General features: G+C 36.4%; 21 protein-coding genes and 1 pseudogene. 12 read left to right on the forward strand and 10 right to left on the reverse strand.

Annotated elements, in window-relative coordinates; genetic code table 11:
- Positions 1–188: 188 nt before the first annotated feature.
- The 5 genes and pseudogenes from V6255_RS19250 to V6255_RS19255 all read left to right on the forward strand — a co-directional run.
- Positions 189–318: pseudogene (locus V6255_RS19250) on the forward strand (type I restriction endonuclease); the annotation flags it as partial.
- A gap of 114 nt (positions 319–432) precedes the next feature.
- On the forward strand, positions 433–2,199 hold the full coding sequence (locus V6255_RS00005; protein WP_341626313.1) for a hypothetical protein: 1,767 nt from the start codon (positions 433–435) through the stop codon (positions 2,197–2,199).
- Positions 2,199–2,897 carry an OmpA family protein gene (locus tag V6255_RS00010; protein WP_341626314.1) on the forward strand — a complete coding sequence of 233 codons (699 nt, stop codon included), beginning with the start codon at positions 2,199–2,201 and terminating at the stop codon, positions 2,895–2,897. Before V6255_RS00005 ends, V6255_RS00010 begins: the two co-directional genes overlap by 1 nt.
- On the forward strand, positions 2,897–4,045 hold the full coding sequence (locus V6255_RS00015) for an HNH endonuclease signature motif containing protein (RefSeq protein WP_341626315.1): 1,149 nt from the start codon (positions 2,897–2,899) through the stop codon (positions 4,043–4,045). The genes V6255_RS00010 and V6255_RS00015 overlap by 1 nt, the downstream gene beginning before the upstream one ends.
- Before the next feature lie 39 nt (positions 4,046–4,084).
- Positions 4,085–4,243 carry a phytase gene (locus V6255_RS19255; protein WP_425355893.1) on the forward strand — a complete coding sequence of 53 codons (159 nt, stop codon included), beginning with the start codon at positions 4,085–4,087 and terminating at the stop codon, positions 4,241–4,243.
- Positions 4,244–4,376: 133 nt separating this feature from the next.
- On the opposite strand, the gene V6255_RS00020 is transcribed toward V6255_RS19255, so the two are convergent.
- Entirely contained in the window at positions 4,377–5,633 is a 1,257-nt protein-coding gene (locus tag V6255_RS00020) for an adenylosuccinate synthase (RefSeq protein WP_341626316.1), read from the reverse strand.
- Positions 5,634–5,766: 133 nt separating this feature from the next.
- Between V6255_RS00020 and V6255_RS00025 the strand changes: the two genes are divergently transcribed.
- A complete protein-coding gene (locus tag V6255_RS00025) occupies positions 5,767–6,657 on the forward strand; it encodes a LysR family transcriptional regulator (RefSeq protein WP_341626317.1) in 891 nt (296 codons plus the stop codon).
- 62 nt (positions 6,658–6,719) lie between these two features.
- On the opposite strand, the gene V6255_RS00030 is transcribed toward V6255_RS00025, so the two are convergent.
- Entirely contained in the window at positions 6,720–7,685 is a 966-nt protein-coding gene (locus tag V6255_RS00030; protein WP_341626318.1) for a cache domain-containing protein, read from the reverse strand.
- 341 nt (positions 7,686–8,026) lie between these two features.
- On the opposite strand from V6255_RS00030, the gene msrA reads away from it, so the two are divergent.
- Positions 8,027–8,617 carry a peptide-methionine (S)-S-oxide reductase MsrA gene (gene msrA / locus V6255_RS00035; protein WP_341626319.1) on the forward strand — a complete coding sequence of 197 codons (591 nt, stop codon included), beginning with the start codon at positions 8,027–8,029 and terminating at the stop codon, positions 8,615–8,617.
- Between the two features lie 430 nt (positions 8,618–9,047).
- Positions 9,048–9,851 (forward strand): MetQ/NlpA family ABC transporter substrate-binding protein, encoded by an 804-nt coding sequence (locus V6255_RS00040; RefSeq protein WP_341626320.1) that lies wholly within the window; start codon positions 9,048–9,050, stop codon positions 9,849–9,851.
- A 94-nt stretch (positions 9,852–9,945) separates the two neighbouring features.
- Here the strand turns inward: V6255_RS00040 and V6255_RS00045 are convergent, their stop codons facing one another.
- From V6255_RS00045 to V6255_RS00055, 3 genes are all read right to left on the reverse strand, one after another.
- A complete protein-coding gene (locus V6255_RS00045) occupies positions 9,946–11,181 on the reverse strand; it encodes an L-lactate MFS transporter (RefSeq protein WP_341626505.1) in 1,236 nt (411 codons plus the stop codon).
- A gap of 166 nt (positions 11,182–11,347) precedes the next feature.
- Positions 11,348–12,073 (reverse strand): LytTR family DNA-binding domain-containing protein, encoded by a 726-nt coding sequence (locus tag V6255_RS00050; protein WP_341626321.1) that lies wholly within the window; start codon positions 12,071–12,073, stop codon positions 11,348–11,350.
- Positions 12,067–13,746, reverse strand: coding sequence for a LytS/YhcK type 5TM receptor domain-containing protein (locus tag V6255_RS00055; protein WP_341626322.1), 1,680 nt, complete (start codon positions 13,744–13,746; stop codon positions 12,067–12,069). Before V6255_RS00055 ends, V6255_RS00050 begins: the two co-directional genes overlap by 7 nt.
- 322 nt (positions 13,747–14,068) lie before the next feature.
- On the opposite strand from V6255_RS00055, the gene V6255_RS00060 reads away from it, so the two are divergent.
- Positions 14,069–14,440, forward strand: coding sequence for a hypothetical protein (locus V6255_RS00060; RefSeq protein WP_341626323.1), 372 nt, complete (start codon positions 14,069–14,071; stop codon positions 14,438–14,440).
- A 48-nt stretch (positions 14,441–14,488) separates the two neighbouring features.
- On the forward strand, positions 14,489–14,800 hold the full coding sequence (locus V6255_RS00065; protein ID WP_341626324.1) for a cupin: 312 nt from the start codon (positions 14,489–14,491) through the stop codon (positions 14,798–14,800).
- 29 nt (positions 14,801–14,829) lie between these two features.
- Here the strand turns inward: V6255_RS00065 and V6255_RS00070 are convergent, their stop codons facing one another.
- The gene (locus tag V6255_RS00070; protein WP_341626325.1) at positions 14,830–15,048 is read right to left on the reverse strand and encodes a hypothetical protein; all 219 of its coding nucleotides are present in this window, start codon (positions 15,046–15,048) and stop codon (positions 14,830–14,832) included.
- Between the two features lie 83 nt (positions 15,049–15,131).
- On the opposite strand from V6255_RS00070, the gene V6255_RS00075 reads away from it, so the two are divergent.
- Positions 15,132–16,010 (forward strand): DMT family transporter, encoded by an 879-nt coding sequence (locus tag V6255_RS00075; protein WP_341626326.1) that lies wholly within the window; start codon positions 15,132–15,134, stop codon positions 16,008–16,010.
- Between the two features lie 133 nt (positions 16,011–16,143).
- Positions 16,144–16,674 carry a hypothetical protein gene (locus V6255_RS00080; RefSeq protein WP_341626327.1) on the forward strand — a complete coding sequence of 177 codons (531 nt, stop codon included), beginning with the start codon at positions 16,144–16,146 and terminating at the stop codon, positions 16,672–16,674.
- Positions 16,675–16,786: 112 nt separating this feature from the next.
- Here V6255_RS00080 and V6255_RS00085 read toward each other — a convergent pair whose 3' ends face one another.
- From V6255_RS00085 to V6255_RS00100, 4 genes are all read right to left on the reverse strand, one after another.
- Positions 16,787–17,563 (reverse strand): hydratase, encoded by a 777-nt coding sequence (locus tag V6255_RS00085; RefSeq protein WP_341626328.1) that lies wholly within the window; start codon positions 17,561–17,563, stop codon positions 16,787–16,789.
- A 514-nt stretch (positions 17,564–18,077) separates the two neighbouring features.
- Positions 18,078–18,491 carry a biopolymer transporter ExbD gene (locus tag V6255_RS00090; RefSeq protein ID WP_341626329.1) on the reverse strand — a complete coding sequence of 138 codons (414 nt, stop codon included), beginning with the start codon at positions 18,489–18,491 and terminating at the stop codon, positions 18,078–18,080.
- Complete coding sequence (locus V6255_RS00095) at positions 18,488–19,171, reverse strand: MotA/TolQ/ExbB proton channel family protein (protein ID WP_341626330.1); 684 nt, start codon at positions 19,169–19,171, stop codon at positions 18,488–18,490. Before V6255_RS00095 ends, V6255_RS00090 begins: the two co-directional genes overlap by 4 nt.
- Before the next feature lie 2 nt (positions 19,172–19,173).
- On the reverse strand, positions 19,174–19,947 hold the full coding sequence (locus V6255_RS00100) for an energy transducer TonB (RefSeq protein WP_341626331.1): 774 nt from the start codon (positions 19,945–19,947) through the stop codon (positions 19,174–19,176).
- Positions 19,948–20,247 lie beyond the last annotated feature (300 nt).

The following is a 20,247-nucleotide window of genomic DNA, read 5'->3' on the forward strand; positions in this document are numbered from 1 at the left end:
TATATTTTATATTTTATATTTTATATTTTATATTTTATATTTTATATTTTATATTTTATATTATGTTTTGATGTTTTTGTGCCTCCTGCTAATCTTCATTTATGAAGGAGGCTTATTAATTTGTGATTCAGAAAGACCTTGATGAGCAACGAGCAAGGGTTACAGAAACGGACATTATTACATTTATCATGCCAGCCATTAAAAAAGCAGATTTCAATGATATGACGTAAATTCACTCAGAAGTGAAATTGCGTGATTGTAAAGTGATTGTGCGTGGCCAATAGCATGCATAAAACGGTTAAGTCTGCTGTCATCGTGCGACCAATTCAAAGCCTATTTAAATTAAGCCCAAACCACTCAACCACACCTGACTGTCGCCATCGTCGAACAGGCTATTTTACATCAAGCCTTAACCTATAAAGAAAGAAGTATATGGACATATTAGAAAGTTTATTACGTAGTTTAGATACACAATTGACAAGTAGTGTGATTTTAGTATTGATGGTTATAGTGTGTGCATTAGGGTTGTTTTTTACCAAACAAGCAAAACAAGTTGAATTCGTCAATTATGTGCCGACCTTATTAACGACTATGGGTATTTTTGGTACGTTTTTAGGTATTGTTTTAGGCTTATTAGATTTCAATCAGCTTGATATTGAGGCCAGCATTCCACCTTTACTTGAAGGGTTGAAAACTGCATTTATTACCAGTTTGGCAGGTATTCTACTCTCGTTAGTTTTCAAAACATTATCAACATTTTCTTTCTTAAAACCCAAGCAGGTTGAAGAAAGTACGTCTCATGCTACGCCTGAAGCGATATTGGGTGCAATGCAGGCACAAGTGATTGAAACGCGTGTTTTAAAAGATGCGCTTGTGGGTAATGAAGAATTCACTTTATTTGGGCAACTTAGAATTTTGCGTAGTGACATAAACGATAATGCCAAGCTGTCGCTAAAAAATCTGCAAGAACAATCCATTAAACAGCAAGAAAAGTTTGATGGATTCTCTGAAAAGCTGTGGCTTAAACTGCAAGACTTTGCTGACACGTTATCTAAATCCGCTACTGAACAAGTGATAGAAGCCCTAAAACAAGTTATTACAGATTTTAATCATAATTTAACAGAGCAGTTTGGCGATAACTTTAAGCAATTGAATGAGGCTGTGATTAAGCTTGTTGAATGGCAAGAAAACTACAAATTACAACTTGAACAAATGCAACTACAATATGCTCAAGGCGTTGAGTCAATTTCAGCGACAGAATCTTCAGTTGCGCACATTAGTGAGCAAAGTAAAATCATTCCGCAATCAATGAATGAATTAAAAGATGTCATGGAGGTGAATCAGCATCAATTGGCTGAACTCGAACGTCATTTAGAAGCGTTTAAGTTAATGCGAGATGAAGCTGTTAAAGCAGTGCCAGAGATTAGGGCTCAAGTGCAAAGCACCGTAGAAGATATATCCGCAGCAGTGACTACTGCCAGTGACCATTACAAATCACTTCTATCTGAATCCGATGATTATATTAAAGCGCATGCTCAAACGTCTAATGAATTACTTGAAAAATTTGCTAGTGAAACCGAAAAAGGTATTAATAGTGTTGGCGAACGTTTAATTGAAAGCTCGGAAAAAATAGGCAAAGAAATTGAAACCGCAGGTAATGAGTTTACAGACAACACAGCCCGAACAAACGAAAGCTTACAAACAAGTTCTGATTATCTGCAAACACAGACGGAAGTTATTAAGCAGCATTTACAAGACGCGGTAAGTGACCTTAACAGCACTATGCGTGACATGATTGAGAAGTTAGTTGTAGATGCTAAAGACATAAATTCAACAATGAAAGAAGCCAACAAAAACTTGGTAACTGACACTGAGCTTGTTCGAGATACGGTGGTTAAGTCAGCTGAAAAATTACAGCAACGACTAAATGAAGTGATTGATGATGCAGCAACACAACAGATTAACCAAGCTAAGCGTACGTTTGATGCCATGGAAGAGCAAGTTAAACAACAGGTAGGATTTACCGCTGAAGCTGTCGATTCACAACTTAAGCTGATTGATACAGCAATGCAGCAAGAAATAAATCGAGTAATGAATGAAATGGGTCAAGCTTTAGCTCAAGTCAGCGGTAAGTTTGTTGAAGACTATATTAAATTGACTCAAGCTATGAATGAAGTTGTTAATCAGCGAGTAGTCTAATGGATAAAATATTTGGCACTAACCACAGAGCACAGGAAAGTGGTGAGCATTGGTTGACTGTGTCTGATTTGATGGCTGGTTTAATGATGGTTTTCTTGTTCATCGCTATTGTTTTTATGATGATAACGCAAAAAGAAAACGACAAAATCAAAGATGTGGCTGTTGCATATCAAGAAAACCAAGTAGCTATTTATCAAGCTTTGGAAGATGAGTTTGAAAAGGATCTTGATAAGTGGGGCGCGACTATAGACAAGGAAACATTGGCCTTCAATTTTCAATCACCAGATGTATTGTTTGCTAATAATGAAACCCGTTTAAGTGATGCATATAAAGAGATTTTGAATGATTTTTTCCCTCGTTATATTAGGGTGCTTGCACCATATAGAGATTCATTAGATGAAATTCGAATTGAAGGGCACACGTCAAGTTTAGGCTTGCGTGGTTCATCAAATGCAGAAGCATATTTCTATAATATGCAATTATCGCAAGGCCGCACTCGTTCAGTATTAGAGTATGGCTATTCGTTGATGCCAGATGATGCCGAATGGATTAAAGCAAATATTGCGGCAGTTGGTTTTTCATCATCACGTTTAGTTTTGAATGATGGTGTTGAAAATGAAGCAATGTCTCGTCGAGTTTCGTTTAGAGCAATAACTAACGCTGATATTCAAATTAAACGGATATTAGAGGCTCAATAATGAAACTAACCGTTGATTTAAGTGCATTGCATCGAGCGGTTGCGCCACTAGGAAAAGTCGTCACTCATTTTAATATTAGTAGCCGTTCAACAGAGCTTGAGAGTATTGGAAGTCATTTAACGAAAGGATTAATTCTCGGAAAAGATATCCAACTTGACCAAATTGATGGCTCCGATGGAATTTTGAATTATGACGGTCATCAGGTCATGCTTTATATTCCTGATCAGGGAAATAATATTCAAAATGTTTTGAGTAATGGTAAAGAGAAGTGGGCCAAAAGAGTTCACGTTGCAGAATGTAAAACAATTATTGGTATGAGAGAGAAGGGAAGGTTTAATGACCGTTACGATGTAATAAATCGTATCGATGGGTTTTTCCCTGTTTTTGGTATTGAATCTCACAGTAAACAAGAAATAAATGGAGAAGCTGAGTTAGCTGTCTGCCAAAACTGTTTAACCCTCATTAATCATAATAACTTTCCTTTGTTATCTTGGGGAGACAAGACTGTATTTATACAAAACTTTTTATATTCTAAGTTTTTTGAATCATATAGCTCTTATTTTAAGGCTCTGCCTAAATCTACTGCGGGTTTTCAGTCCGCAGGTTATACATCTGATTGGCCATCAATTTCATCTAAAATTAGACTTGAACTTGATTATACCTGTGAACAATGTGGCGTTAATTTAATTAATGAATCTAAGCTTTTACATGTACATCATATTAACGGAAACAAAGCTAATAATAATCGCGATAACTTGCGAGGACTTTGTGCTGATTGCCATAAAAAACAACCACATCATGGGCATTTATATGTAAGTAATGAAGATATTCTAAAAATAAATCGATTACGCCGTGAACAGCATAAGTTTGATGTATTTGATTATAATAACCTAAGAGAATATGCAGATACAGCATTGGATGGTCTGTTGCAAAAATGCGAGTCAATGAGGTTACCTGGTGCAGAGTTAGGTGTCGTCATCAATGATAAAAACAATATGATTGCTATAGATTTATGCTGGCCTAGACGTAAAGTGGCCGTGTTAATCAACATGTCTAATGCTAAAGCTTTGAGGGTGCATGGTTGGAATGTACTTACAGTATTTGAAGCATTAAACAACTTTGATTTATTTCAGGCACAAGTTAGATAAGAGATTTAGTGTGTTTTTGCAAGGTTTTATAAATGTTAAATTCATAACAAATATGCTACTACATTCAACTTAGGAGAAGCTTACCCTCAAGGTGTGTTTATTGATCAAGATTGGTATAACTTAAGCGATAAGCCTCAGCCTTTAAACCAAAACTTTAAAATTGTGGATTGGCGTGACTTTCAGAAAATATTAAAATAATAAAAGTGACGCTTAAGAGATGATTTAGTCACTGTTTAATTAAGGTTTTCCTTTCAAACTAACTCCCCGATTTAATGGCGTTATTGTCAATAAATCGGGGAGTTTTTATTGTGTTCAATTATCCTAAAGCGGCTTATCGAATAATCATCTGCTCACGTTCAGGGCCTACAGATACCATGCTCACAGGTACGCCCATTAGCGCTTCGATACGGGTTACGTAATGTTGTGCGGCGATTGGCAGGCTGTCAAAGGTGCGACAACCACTGATATCTTCACTCCAACTTTGCATCTGCTCATAAACAGGCGTTAATGCGGCTGTTTGTGGCCAAATTGGATTTTCTGGGTGTTGGCCTTCATAAGCAACACAGATTTTTAAATCTGCCATACCTGATAAACAATCAATTTTAGTTAATGCTATTTCAGTAGCGGCTTGTAATTCAACACCATTACGCGTCGCAACTGCATCAAAGAACCCCATATCACGTGGACGACCTGTTACTGCGCCATATTCGTTTGCACTTTCACGGAAGTTATCTTGATGTTCCATTGCTGTTACTAGTGTGCCAGTACCTACTGATGAGCTAAATGACTTAGCTACAGCAACAATACGCTCAGGATATAAAGCCGGTAAACCACTGCCGATACCAGCATAAGCAGCGGTTACATTAGATGACGTTGTCCATGGGTATTCACCGTATACTAAATCTCTACCTGCGCCTAACTGTGCTTCGAATAACAGGTTAGCTTTTTCTTTTTGCAGTGCTTTTAGCGGCTCTGTTACGTTACAAATGAATTGGCGCCAAGGTGCTGTGACGTCTAACAACCAGTTGGTCATCTCTTTTGCCGTTTGGTTAAAGTCACTGTCAGGGTAAAGGGCTTTCAGTTGAGGTAGTTTCCAATCAAGTAAGAATTGAATACGTTGTTGTAGCACTTCTGGTTGGTTTAACCAGCCAACTAAAATACCTTTTTTCATTACACGATCGCCGTAAGCAGGTGCGATACCTTGCCTTGTTGAACCGTATGCAGCATCACCAAGGCGTTGCTCTTCTAAGGTATCTTCTAACGCGTGTAATGGTAAACAAAGCGTTGCACGGTCTGATATCTTTAGGTTTACATCGATGTTTGATGCTTTAACTTCGCTAATTTCTTCACTTAAAGCAGCAGGGCTGATCACCATTCCTGGGCCAAGTACTGCAATACAATTAGGGTTAAATATGCCGCTTGGTAATTGGTGTAGTTTGAAAGTACCGAAATCATTAACGACAGTATGACCAGCATTATTACCGCCTTGAAAACGAATACTTGCGCTCGCGTCTTCTGCTAAAAAATCAACGATACGACCTTTACCTTCGTCGCCCCAGTTTGCACCTACAACCACTATTGATGTCATACTTTACCCCTTGAATGATGAAAAGGGTATGCTACATAACTGTCGATAATATGATAAATTAATAATAGTTATTACATTGATAAGTATTCCATATGGCTGGCTATGTATTAAATTGAGAGGTTGGAAGGTAATTATGCTTGATATTAATTGGTTAAAAACGTTTGTTACATTAGCTGAATTACAACATTTTGGTAAATCTGCCTTAGCATTACACATGACCCAACCCAACGTCAGTTTGCATTTAAAACAATTAGAGAGGGTGACTCGCACCAAGTTAATAGAGCGCAGCCCGTTTAGGTTGACCCAAGCAGGGCAACGTTTATTAGCGAGCAGTCAAAAAACCTTACAAGAGTTAAAAGTGTGCCAAGCAGATATTAATGCCTTGAATGACCTTCGCCAAGGTACATTGACTATTGCTGCCAGCGATATCATTTCCAGAGCACTGTTGATTGAACCCTTTCAATTATTTAAACAAGAGTATCCAAACATGGATCTTGCCCTTTTTAATACAACTTCATCGCAAGCTTCTTCATTAGTTAAAAGTGCAGATGCAGAATTAGGCTTTGTGATTGCCCAGAAAGAAAGTTTACCGCTGCATTTTACAGAGTTAAAAGCAGTGCATTGGTGTGCGGTTGGGCATCAATTAGAATTAGTACAAGGTGAAGTGGTGCAAAAAGATAGTGCGGAGTCTCCCACGTTAATTTTACTTGGTCATGATACGCGAACCCGTGATTTGATTGACCTTGCTTTGCCTTCTTTAAATCTACCGCGCTATCGAATCATGGAAGTAGGCAGTGTCGATGCGCAAATAGATTGGGCTGAGGCCGGATTTGGCACCGCCATTGTTCCTGATTTTTCTATTTATAATAGAGAAAATTTAAAAGCGGAGGTGGTGACGCTTCTCGATTTCCCTTGTACTAGTTTGGGGTATGTTGTTCGAAAAAACCAAGTGCTGTCTAAGGCCGTTAAGCATCTTTTACGCTTAGTCAGTAAAAAGATTGCTCTTAATAAACAACCTTCGTAATTGGATTTTTGTTATACCAATTATATTAAATAAGTGATCTAAATTTTGCACAGAAAAATGATTTATTGATTCTTTGTTGGTGCAAGTGAAGGAGTGGCTTCAAGTGGCTTCAAAATAATACGAATACCTTCGCCATTTTTAAATATATCCTCTAAAGATTGAGAATAATTTATTGATTCTTTTTCTGCTACTTCTTGATATTTACTACGGCCAGTTAAATACTTGCTCCAAGATTTTTTAGGATCAGGATGAATAAGCACTTCGCTATCAGCATCTACTAGATACACCAAAAAATCAGTAGACTCAGTTAAATAACCGATAACATTTGTCATATCTAAGTTGATGATAACCATGCCAGAAAATTTTCCATCAACATAAACTGGAGATGAAATCCTATAAGTAGGGTTAATTAGTTGCTCTATTTCTCCTAGTTCTCTATTTAAATCAAACGATGAGTACCATAAGCCCCCAGCTGGTGTTTTTTTAGTTTCCGAGAAATATTCTCGAGCGCTTTTATTCTGTAGTGCTTCTTTTTTTACGACAATAGGTGCTAATCCCTTAGTTGATTGCTCAATACGAATCTTTTCTTGGCCATGCCCATCTATAAAACGAACTTGCATATAGTGCTTATTGATAGTGGCAGCGGTAAGAAACAATTCATTCAAGCTTTCTCGAGCTAATACTTCATTTTTAGATACATAAGAAGCCATAAAGGGAGTATTGACTAGTGAGGTAACTAGCCTTTCCTGTTGGCTAATAATGTGCTGTAGGTACTCTCGTTTGATTTCAATCTCTGAAGATGCTTTTGTTGAAATGGTATTTTTGCTTTCAGATGCATTCACTTTAGTAATGACTAATCCGTTAGCAGAGAGCATCGAAAATATTATGAGTAATAATGGACTTTTTAAACGACTACATATCCATAAATGAGACCTTTTAAGCTTACTATAAGCGTTTAAAATGAAAGAGAGTAAGTTTAGCAATGAAGCGACTCTTGGTATGGCTATATGTTTATTTTGATATGACATTTTATGCTTTTCCTAATGAATTAGTGTCGATGATAACTAATCTTTTCATTTACTGGCGTAAAGCGAATAAGTTGTATTTTTGAAGTTTAAGATTGATTTGCTCTTAATGGTTGTAATGTGTTTAATTATTGCTCAATAAAACGACTATATCCTCAAAAAAGTATTAGAACAACTTTATGTCAATATATTGAGATGACAGAGACTAAAGCTTCTAAAGCCTCTTGGTCTATCCTTGAAATGAGTTATTAATGAAATAATTATTATTAATAATGGGTCTAGTTATATATATCCGTTACCGTTCAAGGTGTTTTGTCTATTCATCACGTCAATAAGAGAATTTTATGAAAAAAATATTAGGGTTAATTTTATCAACATCGATGCTTTTTTATGTGTCATTAGCTAATGCAGATAAGGCCGTATTAGCGGGTGGTTGTTTCTGGTGTATGGAGTCTGATTTCGAAAAACTACCGGGTGTGACTGATGTTATTTCAGGCTTTACCGGTGGTGAAGTGGAGAATCCAACTTATCGAGGAAATCATGAAGGGCATTATGAAGCCGTTGAAATAACTTACGATGCTAAAGAGGTAAGCTACCAAGAAATATTAGATCATTATTGGGTTAACATTGACCCGTTTGATGCAAGAGGTCAGTTTTGCGATAAAGGAACCAGTTATTTAAGTGCTGTTTTTGTTGCTAATGAGCAGGAACGAACACTTGCTGAGAAATCTAAACAAGCAGTGATTGACGAGTTTCCTAATAAAACCGTCGTGACACCTATATTAACTGCGAGTACTTTTTATCCTATTAAAGGTAATGAAAGCTACCATCAAGATTATTACAAAAATAACCCTCTACGTTACAATGCGTATCGCTGGAATTGTGGTCGCGACCAACGTTTAAAAGAAATTTGGGGTGATAGAGCAACTCATTAATCCTATTTGTATTGAATGTATGGTTTGAATATTTTCATTGAGAAGTAATTTAATAGTCATTATTAAAAGACTGAATACTAAAAAGCAGCTAACTCAAACGATTAGCTGCTTTTTTTGTTATTTAACCTCAATTCAGGTTAACGCAGAAATTCGCTTAAATAGCCGTGTTGTATCGCTTTTCTTATTCGGAATTGAGGTTATTTACTTTAAGAAAAATATTTTAAGCAAAATCTACACTCTTAATTCGTTCTTTGAATAGCTTATCTATTACATCAAATCAAAAACTAAATCATACCTTCATAAAATAAACTTAAATTTACTCATAAAGCAGCGATAAAATAATCACCAAAAAAATTATGTATATTCTATTGTTTATTGTACTATTCTTATTTAGCCGTCTATACGTCCATTATTTTTGAAGGAATTGAAAATGTTTAATAAGAAAATTTCAAGGTTATTTTATATTTTACCATTAGTGCTTGGATTAGCTGCTTGTGGGCAAGAAGATGATACTCAAGTGATCAAAGTAGGTGCAACTGTTGGCCCTCATGCTGAAGTTGTTGAAGCCGTTGCTGCGGAAGCCGCAAAACAAGGTTTGAAAGTTGAAGTGGTTATATTCTCTGACTATATCACCCCTAATGCTGCGCTTGCCGATGGTAGTCTTGACCTTAACAGTTATCAACATCAACCGTTTATGAGTAACTTTAATAGTAATAGTGAGCAAAAAATCGTTTCTATTGGGCACTCTATTTTAATGCGTATGGGTATCTACTCAAGCAAATACAAATCTATTAATGATTTACCGGATAATGCAAAAATTTCAATTCCTAACGACCCTACTAACGGTGGACGTGGTTTACTCTTATTGGCTGATGCAAAGTTAATTACCTTAAAGCCTGATGCGGGTGCAAAAACAACGGTTTACGATATTGTTGATAACCCTAAAAACTTTGAATTTATTGAAGTGGAAGCGGCTCAGTTACCACGTACATTAGATGATGTTGATGCCTCTGTTATTACGATGAATTACGTTATGTCTGCGGGCTTGAGCCCTGCTGAGCAAGGTATTTACCTTGAAGCGAAAGATGCTGAGTTTGCTGTCATGAATATTGCGTCGCGCGTTCAAGATAAAGATAATGAAACTTACAAAAAGTTTGTTGAAATCTTTCAAACACAAGCGACGCGTGATTTTCTAGATAAGACATATAAAGGCACGATAGAAGCTGCTTTTTAATTTTATACTTTAGCCTTGAAGCATCACCTTATTCACTTAGCTAATAAGGTGATGCTTTATAAAGGTTAATCCTCCCTTAAATCAAAACTCTTTATTATATTGTTTGTTGTGTGGTTAACTGTTGACGGTAAGCTTTTCTCTTAGCTGGGTGTTTCATTAATAACGTCAGTACTAATGATAGGGTGAGTAATGTCATTATCACGTAAAAAGTGGGTACAAAACCACCGAAGATAGACGCAACAATCGATCCCGTAATACTACCGATACCAAACCCCAAGTAAATCACACCATAGTTTTTGGTTAAATTATTTAAGCCAAAGAAGTCACTTATGAGTGAAGGGAACACCGTAATGGTGCCTCCGAAACTAAAGGCAATACAAGCAACGGCAAAGTAAAATACATTGCTGCTAGGTTCGCCAAAGATTAAAGAAGCAACGCCTGCAAAACTCACTAATATGGCAAACGAAATCACTTTTATTCTTTCAACTTTGTCTGACAATACACCTAATACAAGTCGACCTGCTAAATTTGCAATCGCAATAACTGCAACCGATGTTGCGGCAGAAGTGACTGATAAATGAATGTAGTTTTCACCAATATCTTTAGCGACGCCAATTACATACAAACCACTCATACAGATTGATAAGAAAACAGTTGCTAGCATCCAGAATTGAGGCGTTCTTATTGTTTGCGATAAGGTAAATTCACCGGAATTGGTTGGCAGTTTGTGTTGTTTGTTTGTTGTTGCTTCGACAGTCTGTTTCGGAGCATCACTCATTAATAAACCACCGAAAATAACCATTACCATGGCAATCATTCCCCAAGCAGAAAAGGCTTGAGCTAAGCTAAAGTGCGTTAGTAAGTACATATTAATAAATTTAAAACCAAGGCTACCTAAACCATAGGCTCCAATCGCACAGGCAGATACCAATCCTTTATGTTGTGGGAAGTATTTAACACAGTTAGATAGAGTCATTAAATAGCCCGTACCATCTGCAAAGCCAACTAATAAACCGATGCAAATATACAGTGATATTAAGTTGGTTGCGTGAGAGGCGAGCAATAAACTCGCGCCAAGTAACACACCTGCACCAATGGTGACATTTTTAACGCCAAATCTATCTTGTAATTTGCCCGAGATAGAAGAAGCAAATGCGAGAGCTAAACTAAGAATACCGAAGGAAAATGCAATTTGGCTAACAGGCTCATTAATTTTTTCAGCGAGAGGGGAGTTAAATAAGCTCCACGTATAAACCGAACCTAAGGCAAATTGTGCAATGACGGTGCCTATTAAAGTAAGCCATTTTTTTTGATGTGACGCGATAGTAATCATAATGTGAACCCCAAAAGTTTAAAATATTAAAAAGTGGATGAAGACGATTTTCTCGCTTCTGATAGGTTCAAAATACAACGTCTGAAAAGCATTACAATATGTGTGGGAAAGTAAAAAATGAAATGCAATTCAATCACCATGAATTGCATTATTTGGGCGTGAATTACAAACTCATGATTTTTCGAAACTCTTTTATATTACCTCTACTGACTGATATTTTAGTTGGGTGATGATGAAATTTAAGTAAGTAGGTGCTATTCACCCAAGGGATGATCTCTTCTATACGCTTTAAGTTTACACAGTAAGAGCGATGACAACGAAAAAACTGGCGTTGTGGTAGTTTGTTGACTAGTTCGCTAATGTTATAAGGCGCAATAAAAATACCTTCTTTAGTATGTACTTCAGTGAGTTTCTCTTTTGCTTCTGCGTAAATAATGTCATCTATTGGCATGACCCGTATGCGATTATCTCGAGATAGATTAATGGTATTGGTTGATGTTTGTATAGGATCCTCAGCCATTAAAGAGGTGGCATGGGCTTCAAGCTTTAATAACAGACGCTTTACTCGTTGTTCATCTAAAGGCTTAAGTAGGTAATCAAACGCTTCTAGCTCAAAAGCTTCTAATGCATGTTCTTTATAAGCCGTGGTAAATACAATTTGTGGAGGTTGTGCGAATTGATGGATATTACGCGCTAATAACATGCCGTTAATAGAAGGAATGTTAATATCAAGAAACACGATATCAACCGTATTGCTTTGTAAGTAAGTAAAGGCCGCTAAACCGTCGTCAAAGGATTCTATTACTTCAATACGACTATAGGTCTTAATTAAGTAGTTAAGCTCTTCACGGGCTAGGTATTCATCTTCAACGATGATTGCTTTTAACATGCTTCCTCCTGAGTATCATTGGCATCGAAAGAAACACTCGTACCAATGTCTTGACGTTGAATCGTCAGGCCTGAACCATAAAGTAGGCCAACACGCTGATGTACATTAACCATTCCTATGTGATGACTGCCCATCGAGCCTTTATAAATCCGTTCGATAACCTCTGTTTTTATGCCTACGCCGGTATCGGTAACTGTTACTTTTACCGTTTCTTCTTGTTGTTTCACTGAAATGGTCACTGTACCGGGTGTACGAGAAGGCACAATGCCATGTTGAATTGCATTTTCAACTAACGGTTGAATCAGTAGAGAAGGAATCTTGATATGGACAGGGTCGATATCAAATATTACCGTTAACTTATTACCAAAACGTGCTTGTTCAATAGCAACGTAATCTTGTACTTGTTGAATTTCTTCTTGAATATCAATTAATTCATTGCCTTTTTCTAAATTGAAACGTAAAAAGTTGGCAAGGTTTGCAATCAATTGTCGTGCTTGATCTGGTTTAATCCGTACTAAGGTAGAAATTGCATTTAATGCATTGAATAAGAAGTGTGGGTTAATTTTATTTTGTAAGGCTGAAAATTCAGCTTTGCTAGCCATGGTTTTAAGTTGTTCCATGTTCGACACTTCGATTTGTGTTGAGATTAGATGGGAGAGACCAATAGCCATTTCACGTAACGCATGACGAATTTGATGTGGTTGGCTGTAGAAGATCTTGAGAGTGCCTGTCACTTTGCCATTTCCCCATAACGGAATAATGAGCAGTGAATGAAACTCATGCACATTAAGATTGTTGTTAATGATTTGTTTGCCTAAATCCACTGCTTGTTGTGTCATGTAACTTATCTGATGATGGGAATCGAGAAAGTTTTCTTCACCGACCCCTACATAAGCTTTTACATTACGAGTATCAGTGATGGCAACGGCATCAGCACCTGTTTCTTGTTTAATAATTTCACAGACTTTAACTAAAGAATCACGATCGTTTTTTCGGAAATGGGGTAGGGTTTTATTTGCAATATTAAGCGCTTGTTTAGCTTGTAGTGCTGCGACTTTATCTTTTTCATCATCAATACTTTGCACTAAAGTAATGATCAAACCAATGCATAAGGTGCCTGCGATCATTGGGATTGAGATTTGTTCAACGATTGAGATAGCTAATGCTGAATTTTTGTTAAGCAACAAAATTAATATCATAGTGAGTAGTTCACACAACATACCTGCGGCAATACCATATTTTGCATAATCTTTTTTATCACAACGCTGGTGGATCCAGGTTGCAAGTAAACCAGCTAGAATGCTGGTAATAAGGCACGCGAGTGATGTTGGGCCATCAATGTCTATCCAATACCGATGGACACCTGAGATTAACCCTGCTGCAATCCCAACCCAAGGTCCAAATAGAATACCACCACAAATAATGGCAATGATTCTTACATTAACCACGGAGCCATAAACATTAATCCCGGTGTAAGTGCTGAATACCGCAAAGCAAACAAATAATAATAGGATAATGGTAATTTCTTTGGGGGTGCGCTGACGTTTACTGATGATTTTTTGAAAAAGCTGAGTTCTAGTGAGTAGAAAGAGTGCCATTAGCATTAATGCGGCACGTTCAAAAACAGCAAGTAGCATGGTGAGTTGGTCTAAATACAAATTAACCTCGAACAATAATAGATAATGCCCCCTAGTTTAGTGCTTGTATGTCTGGCACGTTATGAGGAGGATCAAGTGATAGTTTTGAAAAAACGAATAGATAAAAATTTACAGAATTTCAAACACATTTAAATTATTTAACTTTAACGCTATGAATAATTAACGTTTTCCCTGATTCATTTCATCCATTGTATGCTTTTTATTTTATTCGTAACTAAATTAACTCGATTACATATTGATTAAAACCTTCATGTTGTTATGGTCAGGCAAACGGTAGCGACTTTATCTAGGAAGTTACTCTATCTTATTTTCTTCTTCATTCAGATTAGGTTGTTTTATGATATTAGGTTGGGTACAGCTCATTGTCGGCGTTATGTTGTGGGTTCTTGCTATTGCAGCAGGCATTGCATGGATCGGCTTTTGTTTTGGTACGATCATCATTGGTATTCTGCTTTTATTTTTTGCTCCTCGTATTCTTATTTTCCCTACCGCCTTTATTTCTGTGTTTGCTAATGGCTTTTTACTGGTTGGGCTAGTTAATATTAAGAAAGGGGCGCGAGATAAAGATATTATCGATTCAGAAGCTGAATGGGTTAAAACAGATGACGATGATGATTACAACAATGACCATAGTGATAACAAGAACAATGGTCATAATAATAAAGAACCAATCGCAGGGCTTCTTGAAAATAAGAAAGATAAAGAATAAAACTTGATAGATTATTAAGCTAAAAATAACAGCTAAAATGGAAGAACAATGGAAATAACCAGAGGCAAGGAATTCAAGTCAGATAAAGCTTGGGGCGCTAAAGACATTGCTAATATGAATGGCATTACGACCCGTTTACATTGGACAGACAAAGCCTATAAATGGCACGTAAACGATGGGCAAGAAGTGTTTGTGGTGTTAGATGGGGTTGTTGAAATGTTTTATAAAGAAAATGGAATAGAGCAATCTTGCATTCTTAATTCAGGAGATATTTTTTATGCGTCTATTGGCACAGAGCATGTTGCCCACCCAAAAGGAGAAGCAAGAATATTGGTTGTTGAGTCAGAAGGTAGTGTCTAACTCATCTGTTCATTATTGGCAGTACTAAGCTATAACTCTTTCTGGCATTCCTTAACACTAAGGCCTTTTAGAAAGCTTTGTTTTATTTTTTGTTCTTGTGATTCTGATAGTATGAATGGCATTTGTTTACTGTTAGCCGCTAATTGGCGGATAATACGACGACGGTATATTGCTAAACGATTGATGTGCATGAATAAACCTGATCCTGCAAATACGAGTACGCCACAAATTATATAAAAAATTAGCATGTTATCTCCTTCGTTTATTTATACTTAGAGCAGTGTCTCACATCATTTTACTTAGTTAAAACTTTATTCAAGGAAGAAGAAGTATGTCGTTAGCGAGCGTATTACGATTAGTATTGTTAGCTGCTATTTGGGGTGGATCATTCTTGTTCATGCGTCTAACTGCAAATAGCTTAGGCCCTGCAGTGTTAATTGAAGGGAGAGTATTCGCTGCTGCATTATTTTTGTTGTTAATAAGCCTTTATCTTGGGCGCACATTACTTTTTACTTCCCATCTTAAGCATTTCTTTATTATTGGTGCGTTTAATACCGCTCTGCCTTTTTTGATGTTCGCTTATGCAGCGCAAACATTAAATGCATCCACCTTAGCGATTCTTAATTCAACAGCTCCACTTTTTGGTGCTGTTATTGCTAGTTTATGGCAAAAAGAACCTTTGAAATTAAAAGCAGGTCTTGGGTTATTAGTTGGTATGTTAGGTGTGTCAGTATTAGTCGGTCAGCATGCAATGACGCTGGGTGAAGAGGGGCTATTAGCTATTTTAGCCTGTTTATTAGCTGCTTTTATGTATGGTGTGTCTGCTAATTATACCAAGGTAGCTCCAGTTGTAGCTCCGTTTGAAAATGCACATGGCAGTCTGTGGGCTGCGGTGATTATAGTGTTACCTTTATTGCCTTTTATGCCAATACGAGATCCTATTACCTTACCAATTAGTATGTCTGTATTAGCATTAGGTATTGTATGTACTGGTTTTGCTTATTTATTATACTTTCGATTGGTGAAAGATGACGGTCCTGCTTCTGCTTTGTCAGTGACTTTTTTAGTGCCGTTATTTGGAATTGTATGGGGGCATCTTTTTTTAGAGGAAGCGATCGGCTTAAATACTTTATTAGGGGCTTCATTAGTTATTATCGGTACTATTTTGGTAACTGGTTTTTCCTTTAAAAAGGCGTTAAAGAAACGTTGAATATTCAGTACAGTAGTATAGTCTGGATAATTATTTTTATGTTTACACTATTATGTTAAGTAACAGATAAATTTAATATGAAAATTTTATTATTTATAATAAATTCATCTACTTGCTATAAATGGAATTTAATTTGCAAAATATATTGTTTGTTCGTTTAAGACTTTTCTTAATTATTTTATCAGGTGTTTTGTCAGCGCCTTCCATAATGGCTAATCCCTTCGATTTATTCTCAGTTAATACGGGGTCATTTCTGTATCATGCACTTCCACCTGATTCAGATTCAACTCAATACTTTAATAATCAATACTTTTCTATAGAGCGTAAGCTTAATGCGGATTCTGATTACAGTATATTAGTGGGTACCTTTATCAACAGCCAAAATAATCGCTGTGCGTTGTTAGGTGTCCGTAAAGATTGGTATCGAATTAATGATAAGTTGGTGATTAAAGGTGTTTATACTTATGCTGGTGAGTTTTTTATAGATGCTTTTGATAATTGTGGTGATGATGGCTTTTATCAAGATATGAAAGACAATACAGGTCTTGCTTTTGCCCCATATATTTATCATGCCGCTCAATACAACTTTACTGATTATTTTGGTGTCGAAGGAGGGGTAATATTACCTGGTATTTTATTGATGAGTGTACAGTGGAGTTTTTAATCACATTGTTGTATTAGTTGGTTATTTTAAAAAATACTGAATCCTATAAGTGCTTAATTTAAAGCTGATTAGGTGTCTGATAAACAACCACAGACACCTTTCAAAAACTATTTTATAGCGCTTTAAACTCTACGTTATACTTTCCTAAACCTTCATATTTAATCTCTGTTGATTTGATTGGTACTTCAATCGCGCCAGCATAAGAACCAGTAATAATAGCTTGGCCTTTTTCTAGGTTTAAACCATTTTTACACATGAAATCAACGAACCAGTAAATTGGTGCTTGAGCTGATAGGTTAGGATGTTTACCGTCATAGCTTGCGTCATCGATAGATAACTTAATTTCAGCAGCATCGTATGCTTGTGCTTTAGTTATTTCTGGCCCTACAAAAATACCTTGGTTTAATAGGCAGTCTGCTTGTCTATCAGCGAAGATAAGGTCGTCGTTAGGTGCATAGCGGCGTTGTAATAGCTCTAATGCCATATGTGTTGTTGCAATTGCAGCGTCAACTTCTGCATTTGTATAACCTTCTGCGCGTGCAGGTAAATCAGTACCTAGTACAAATGCGATTTCAGGTTCGATTAATGTTTTACCTGGTTCTGTTGATTTAACGAAACAGGTGCTACCTTGTTGTACTGTGCCTTCTAAAACAGGACCAACAATAATTTGTTCTGGGTTTAATGGAACTAAACATTTCCAACCAGCTATCTTTTTACCACTCGCTTTAACGGTTGCTGCTTGAATTGCAAGTGCATCTTCAAAGTTAGTTGGACGACATGCATCAGGTAAAATACCACCTTTTTCATTGCTCTCGCGGCGAGCTAATAATTCCGATGCAGCTTGTAAACAAGCTTCTTCGCTTAATGTTTGAGTATTTTTATTAGTCATTTTAAGTCTCTTTTAAATACAGGCTATCGCCATGAACTGTGAATTAATTATAAGTATATTAACGTCAAAGCGATCGAAAAGTTAGTATTTGTATGACTTTTTAAATAGTTTGTTATCAAAATTAGATTTAAAGCGTAGTGATGGAACTAATGCAGACAGTTTTTCATTGAAATTAGATGTTCTTTGGCTGTTTATTTATCATGAATCTTGTATGAAAGTTTAGTGGTGCTTTTGTTCGTCTTTTTATCGATGATTTTTTATATGATCAGGCATGGGAAAGGGGTGATTGGTAAAAAGATATTTTGGGTGATTTTTTCAGTGGCGTTATATAGAAGTATCATAGATAGTTGACTGTTAAGCTCGCTATCATTAGTAATCACAGTGATTAGCGACGACTTACTAACAAGTTAAATAATGGACTATCTAACTTGTTAGTAACGTGACAGAGAGAAAGTTAAGGTTGTTTTATCTAGCCAGTTTTTACATTTGACACTACCTAAACAATTCTTTTTTATTACTCTTCTTCTATTAGTAATTGTGTTGCTTGAATATTATGCTGCTGTAAAAAACCTAATAGTTTCACCATATGTTGTACTTCAGTTGTTTTATCGGCAGCAATAACCCATTGTGTTGCTGGCTTTTCTTGTACTATTTGTATTAGTTTTTGCTGGAAGACTGACCAGTCGGGAAGTTTTTCTCCATCAATAGCCCAATGTGGTTCTGAGCTTAGTATGTTAATGGTCACTGCTTTATTATCGACGACTTGAACAGCACTTGTATCCGTTGTTGGCAAATCAACTTGTAAAGATTGTAACTTAATATTCGCAGAGAGCATTAAAAACACCATTACAATAAAAATAATATCCAATAACGGAGTAAGATCAACCTGCGGCAGCTCTGATTGATTTGGACGTTGACTGCGTATCACGATTTTACTTCCTCAGCTTTTATTGCTGTTTTAGCGGTACGTTTTTGTTCTGGGAAGCTCACACCTTGTAACCATAGATTACAAAAGTTAAGCGTAAACTCTAAACGATAAGTTACTTTATTTGCCCATAAACCTAATAGCTGTGCGCCACAAATAGCAGGTAGAGCAATTAATAAGCCAGCAGCTGTTGTACGCATCGCGATACCTAAGCCATCAGCTAAGTCATTTGGTGTTACAGAGCCAGTTGTTAGTGCAATGGCTTTAAACATTTCAATTAATCCTAATACGGTCCCTAATAAACCAAGTAATGGACTGATAACGCCAATTAAGGCTAATAACTTTAAGCCACTATGCAATTCTTGACGCTTATCTTGTACCCAAATACTAGCGGTGTCTTCACGTAATTGTTGGCTAAAGTGTTGGTGTGCAAATAGCATTGCAATGCCACGCTTAGCGAGATTCTTTTCAGTTTTTAGTTGTTGGCTAAGTAACTCTAGTTGTTCGCTTTGTTTTGGATCATGTCCTGTTAATAACTTCTTTATTTCTTTCTTACTTAATGAGCCTGAACTCAATAGTTTTAATAAACGTTCACTAATAATCATCAGTGTTAATAGAGAGCAGATAATTAAAGGCCAAGTCATTAAGCCTAGTTGTTCTTGTACTATGTTGAATAAAGTCATTGTTAATCCAGTTTAAAGCTAATAGGTATGTAAATACGGTGTGCGATACTTTTGCCATTGATGGTGTGAGGAGAAAACTTCCATTTTTTAATTGCTTTTAGAGCAGCTACATCAAGCACTTTTGCGCCTGATGAGTCCTTCAGCAATAATTTCACTTGTTTGCCTTTTTCATCTAACCAGACTTCATAGGTAACCGTTCCCTCTATGCCTTTACGCTTAGCTAAACGCGGGTATTTAGGAGGTGTTGGTTTACTTAAAAAACGGCTTTTTTGTATCAGTTGTGGTTTTTCTTGTAAGCCATCACTTTTTTTCACAGTTTGTTGTTTATTATCTGTGATTTTTTCTTTCGGTGCTTTTTTGGTTTCAGTCGGTGCTGCTTTAGCAATCGGCTCTTTAGGCTCAACTACTTTTTCAGTTGGTTTCTTGACGGGTTCCGGTTTCTTTTCAACTTTTGCTATGACTTTTTTAGGCGTTTCTTTTTTAACTTTTTTAGTGACTGTTTTTTGTTTAACAATACGCTTTTTGACTGTTTTTTTAACCGGTGTTTTCGTTTCAACTTTTTTAGGTGTCGGTGTTTCGACAACCGGTTGAGGTTTCTCTGGAACAGGCGTTTCTACTTTTTTTGGTGTAGGCTTTACTGGCGTCGCAAAACTAATGCTGACGCTTTGTGTTTGCTGGCTGAGAGGCATCGCCATTACTGGTTGATCTAGTAATGGTGAAAAGATTAAAAAATGGATCGCAACAGATAAAAAACCCGCACTGATATAACGAAACATAGGGCCAGAACTCCATACAAAAAACAAAATAGATGTAACGATACTTATTATCAACTAATTCAATTATGAGATCAATTATCATTTACATTATCTTTTTGTCTTTAATGAGATATTTTTACTTTTATAGTGATAATTCGTATTCTTTTTGTTTTTTAATGGAATTTACTGGCTAGTGTAGCTAATTCATACTTTATTAAACTATATTGAGTGATGTCTAAGCTAGTTTAAGTGAGTTTACAGATCGTTTGATTTGAAGTTTAAAGTGTGAATTTTTTTAAATACATCGTCGAATTGAATCAA

The sequence above is a fragment of the Psychromonas arctica genome (assembly GCF_038155225.1).
Classification (GTDB): Bacteria; Pseudomonadota; Gammaproteobacteria; order Enterobacterales; family Psychromonadaceae; genus Psychromonas; species Psychromonas arctica_B.

Excerpts from the sequence above, each read along its gene's own strand:
- V6255_RS00010 (WP_341626314.1), top strand. The coding sequence starts at position 2,199 with ATGGATAAAATATTTGGCACTAACCACAGAGCACAGGAAAGTGGTGAG.
- V6255_RS00015 (WP_341626315.1), top strand. The coding sequence starts at position 2,897 with ATGAAACTAACCGTTGATTTAAGTGCATTGCATCGAGCGGTTGCGCCA.
- msrA (WP_341626319.1), top strand. The coding sequence starts at position 8,027 with ATGAAAAAAATATTAGGGTTAATTTTATCAACATCGATGCTTTTTTAT.
- V6255_RS00060 (WP_341626323.1), top strand. The coding sequence starts at position 14,069 with ATGATATTAGGTTGGGTACAGCTCATTGTCGGCGTTATGTTGTGGGTT.
- V6255_RS00030 (WP_341626318.1), bottom strand. The coding sequence starts at position 7,685 with ATGTCATATCAAAATAAACATATAGCCATACCAAGAGTCGCTTCATTG.
- V6255_RS00065 (WP_341626324.1), top strand. The coding sequence starts at position 14,489 with ATGGAAATAACCAGAGGCAAGGAATTCAAGTCAGATAAAGCTTGGGGC.
- V6255_RS00020 (WP_341626316.1), bottom strand. The coding sequence starts at position 5,633 with ATGACATCAATAGTGGTTGTAGGTGCAAACTGGGGCGACGAAGGTAAA.
- V6255_RS00005 (WP_341626313.1), top strand. The coding sequence starts at position 433 with ATGGACATATTAGAAAGTTTATTACGTAGTTTAGATACACAATTGACA.
- V6255_RS00040 (WP_341626320.1), top strand. The coding sequence starts at position 9,048 with ATGTTTAATAAGAAAATTTCAAGGTTATTTTATATTTTACCATTAGTG.
- V6255_RS00070 (WP_341626325.1), bottom strand. The coding sequence starts at position 15,048 with ATGCTAATTTTTTATATAATTTGTGGCGTACTCGTATTTGCAGGATCA.
- V6255_RS00085 (WP_341626328.1), bottom strand. The coding sequence starts at position 17,563 with ATGACTAATAAAAATACTCAAACATTAAGCGAAGAAGCTTGTTTACAA.
- V6255_RS00025 (WP_341626317.1), top strand. The coding sequence starts at position 5,767 with ATGCTTGATATTAATTGGTTAAAAACGTTTGTTACATTAGCTGAATTA.
- V6255_RS00100 (WP_341626331.1), bottom strand. The coding sequence starts at position 19,947 with ATGTTTCGTTATATCAGTGCGGGTTTTTTATCTGTTGCGATCCATTTT.
- V6255_RS00050 (WP_341626321.1), bottom strand. The coding sequence starts at position 12,073 with ATGTTAAAAGCAATCATCGTTGAAGATGAATACCTAGCCCGTGAAGAG.
- V6255_RS00075 (WP_341626326.1), top strand. The coding sequence starts at position 15,132 with ATGTCGTTAGCGAGCGTATTACGATTAGTATTGTTAGCTGCTATTTGG.
- V6255_RS00095 (WP_341626330.1), bottom strand. The coding sequence starts at position 19,171 with ATGACTTTATTCAACATAGTACAAGAACAACTAGGCTTAATGACTTGG.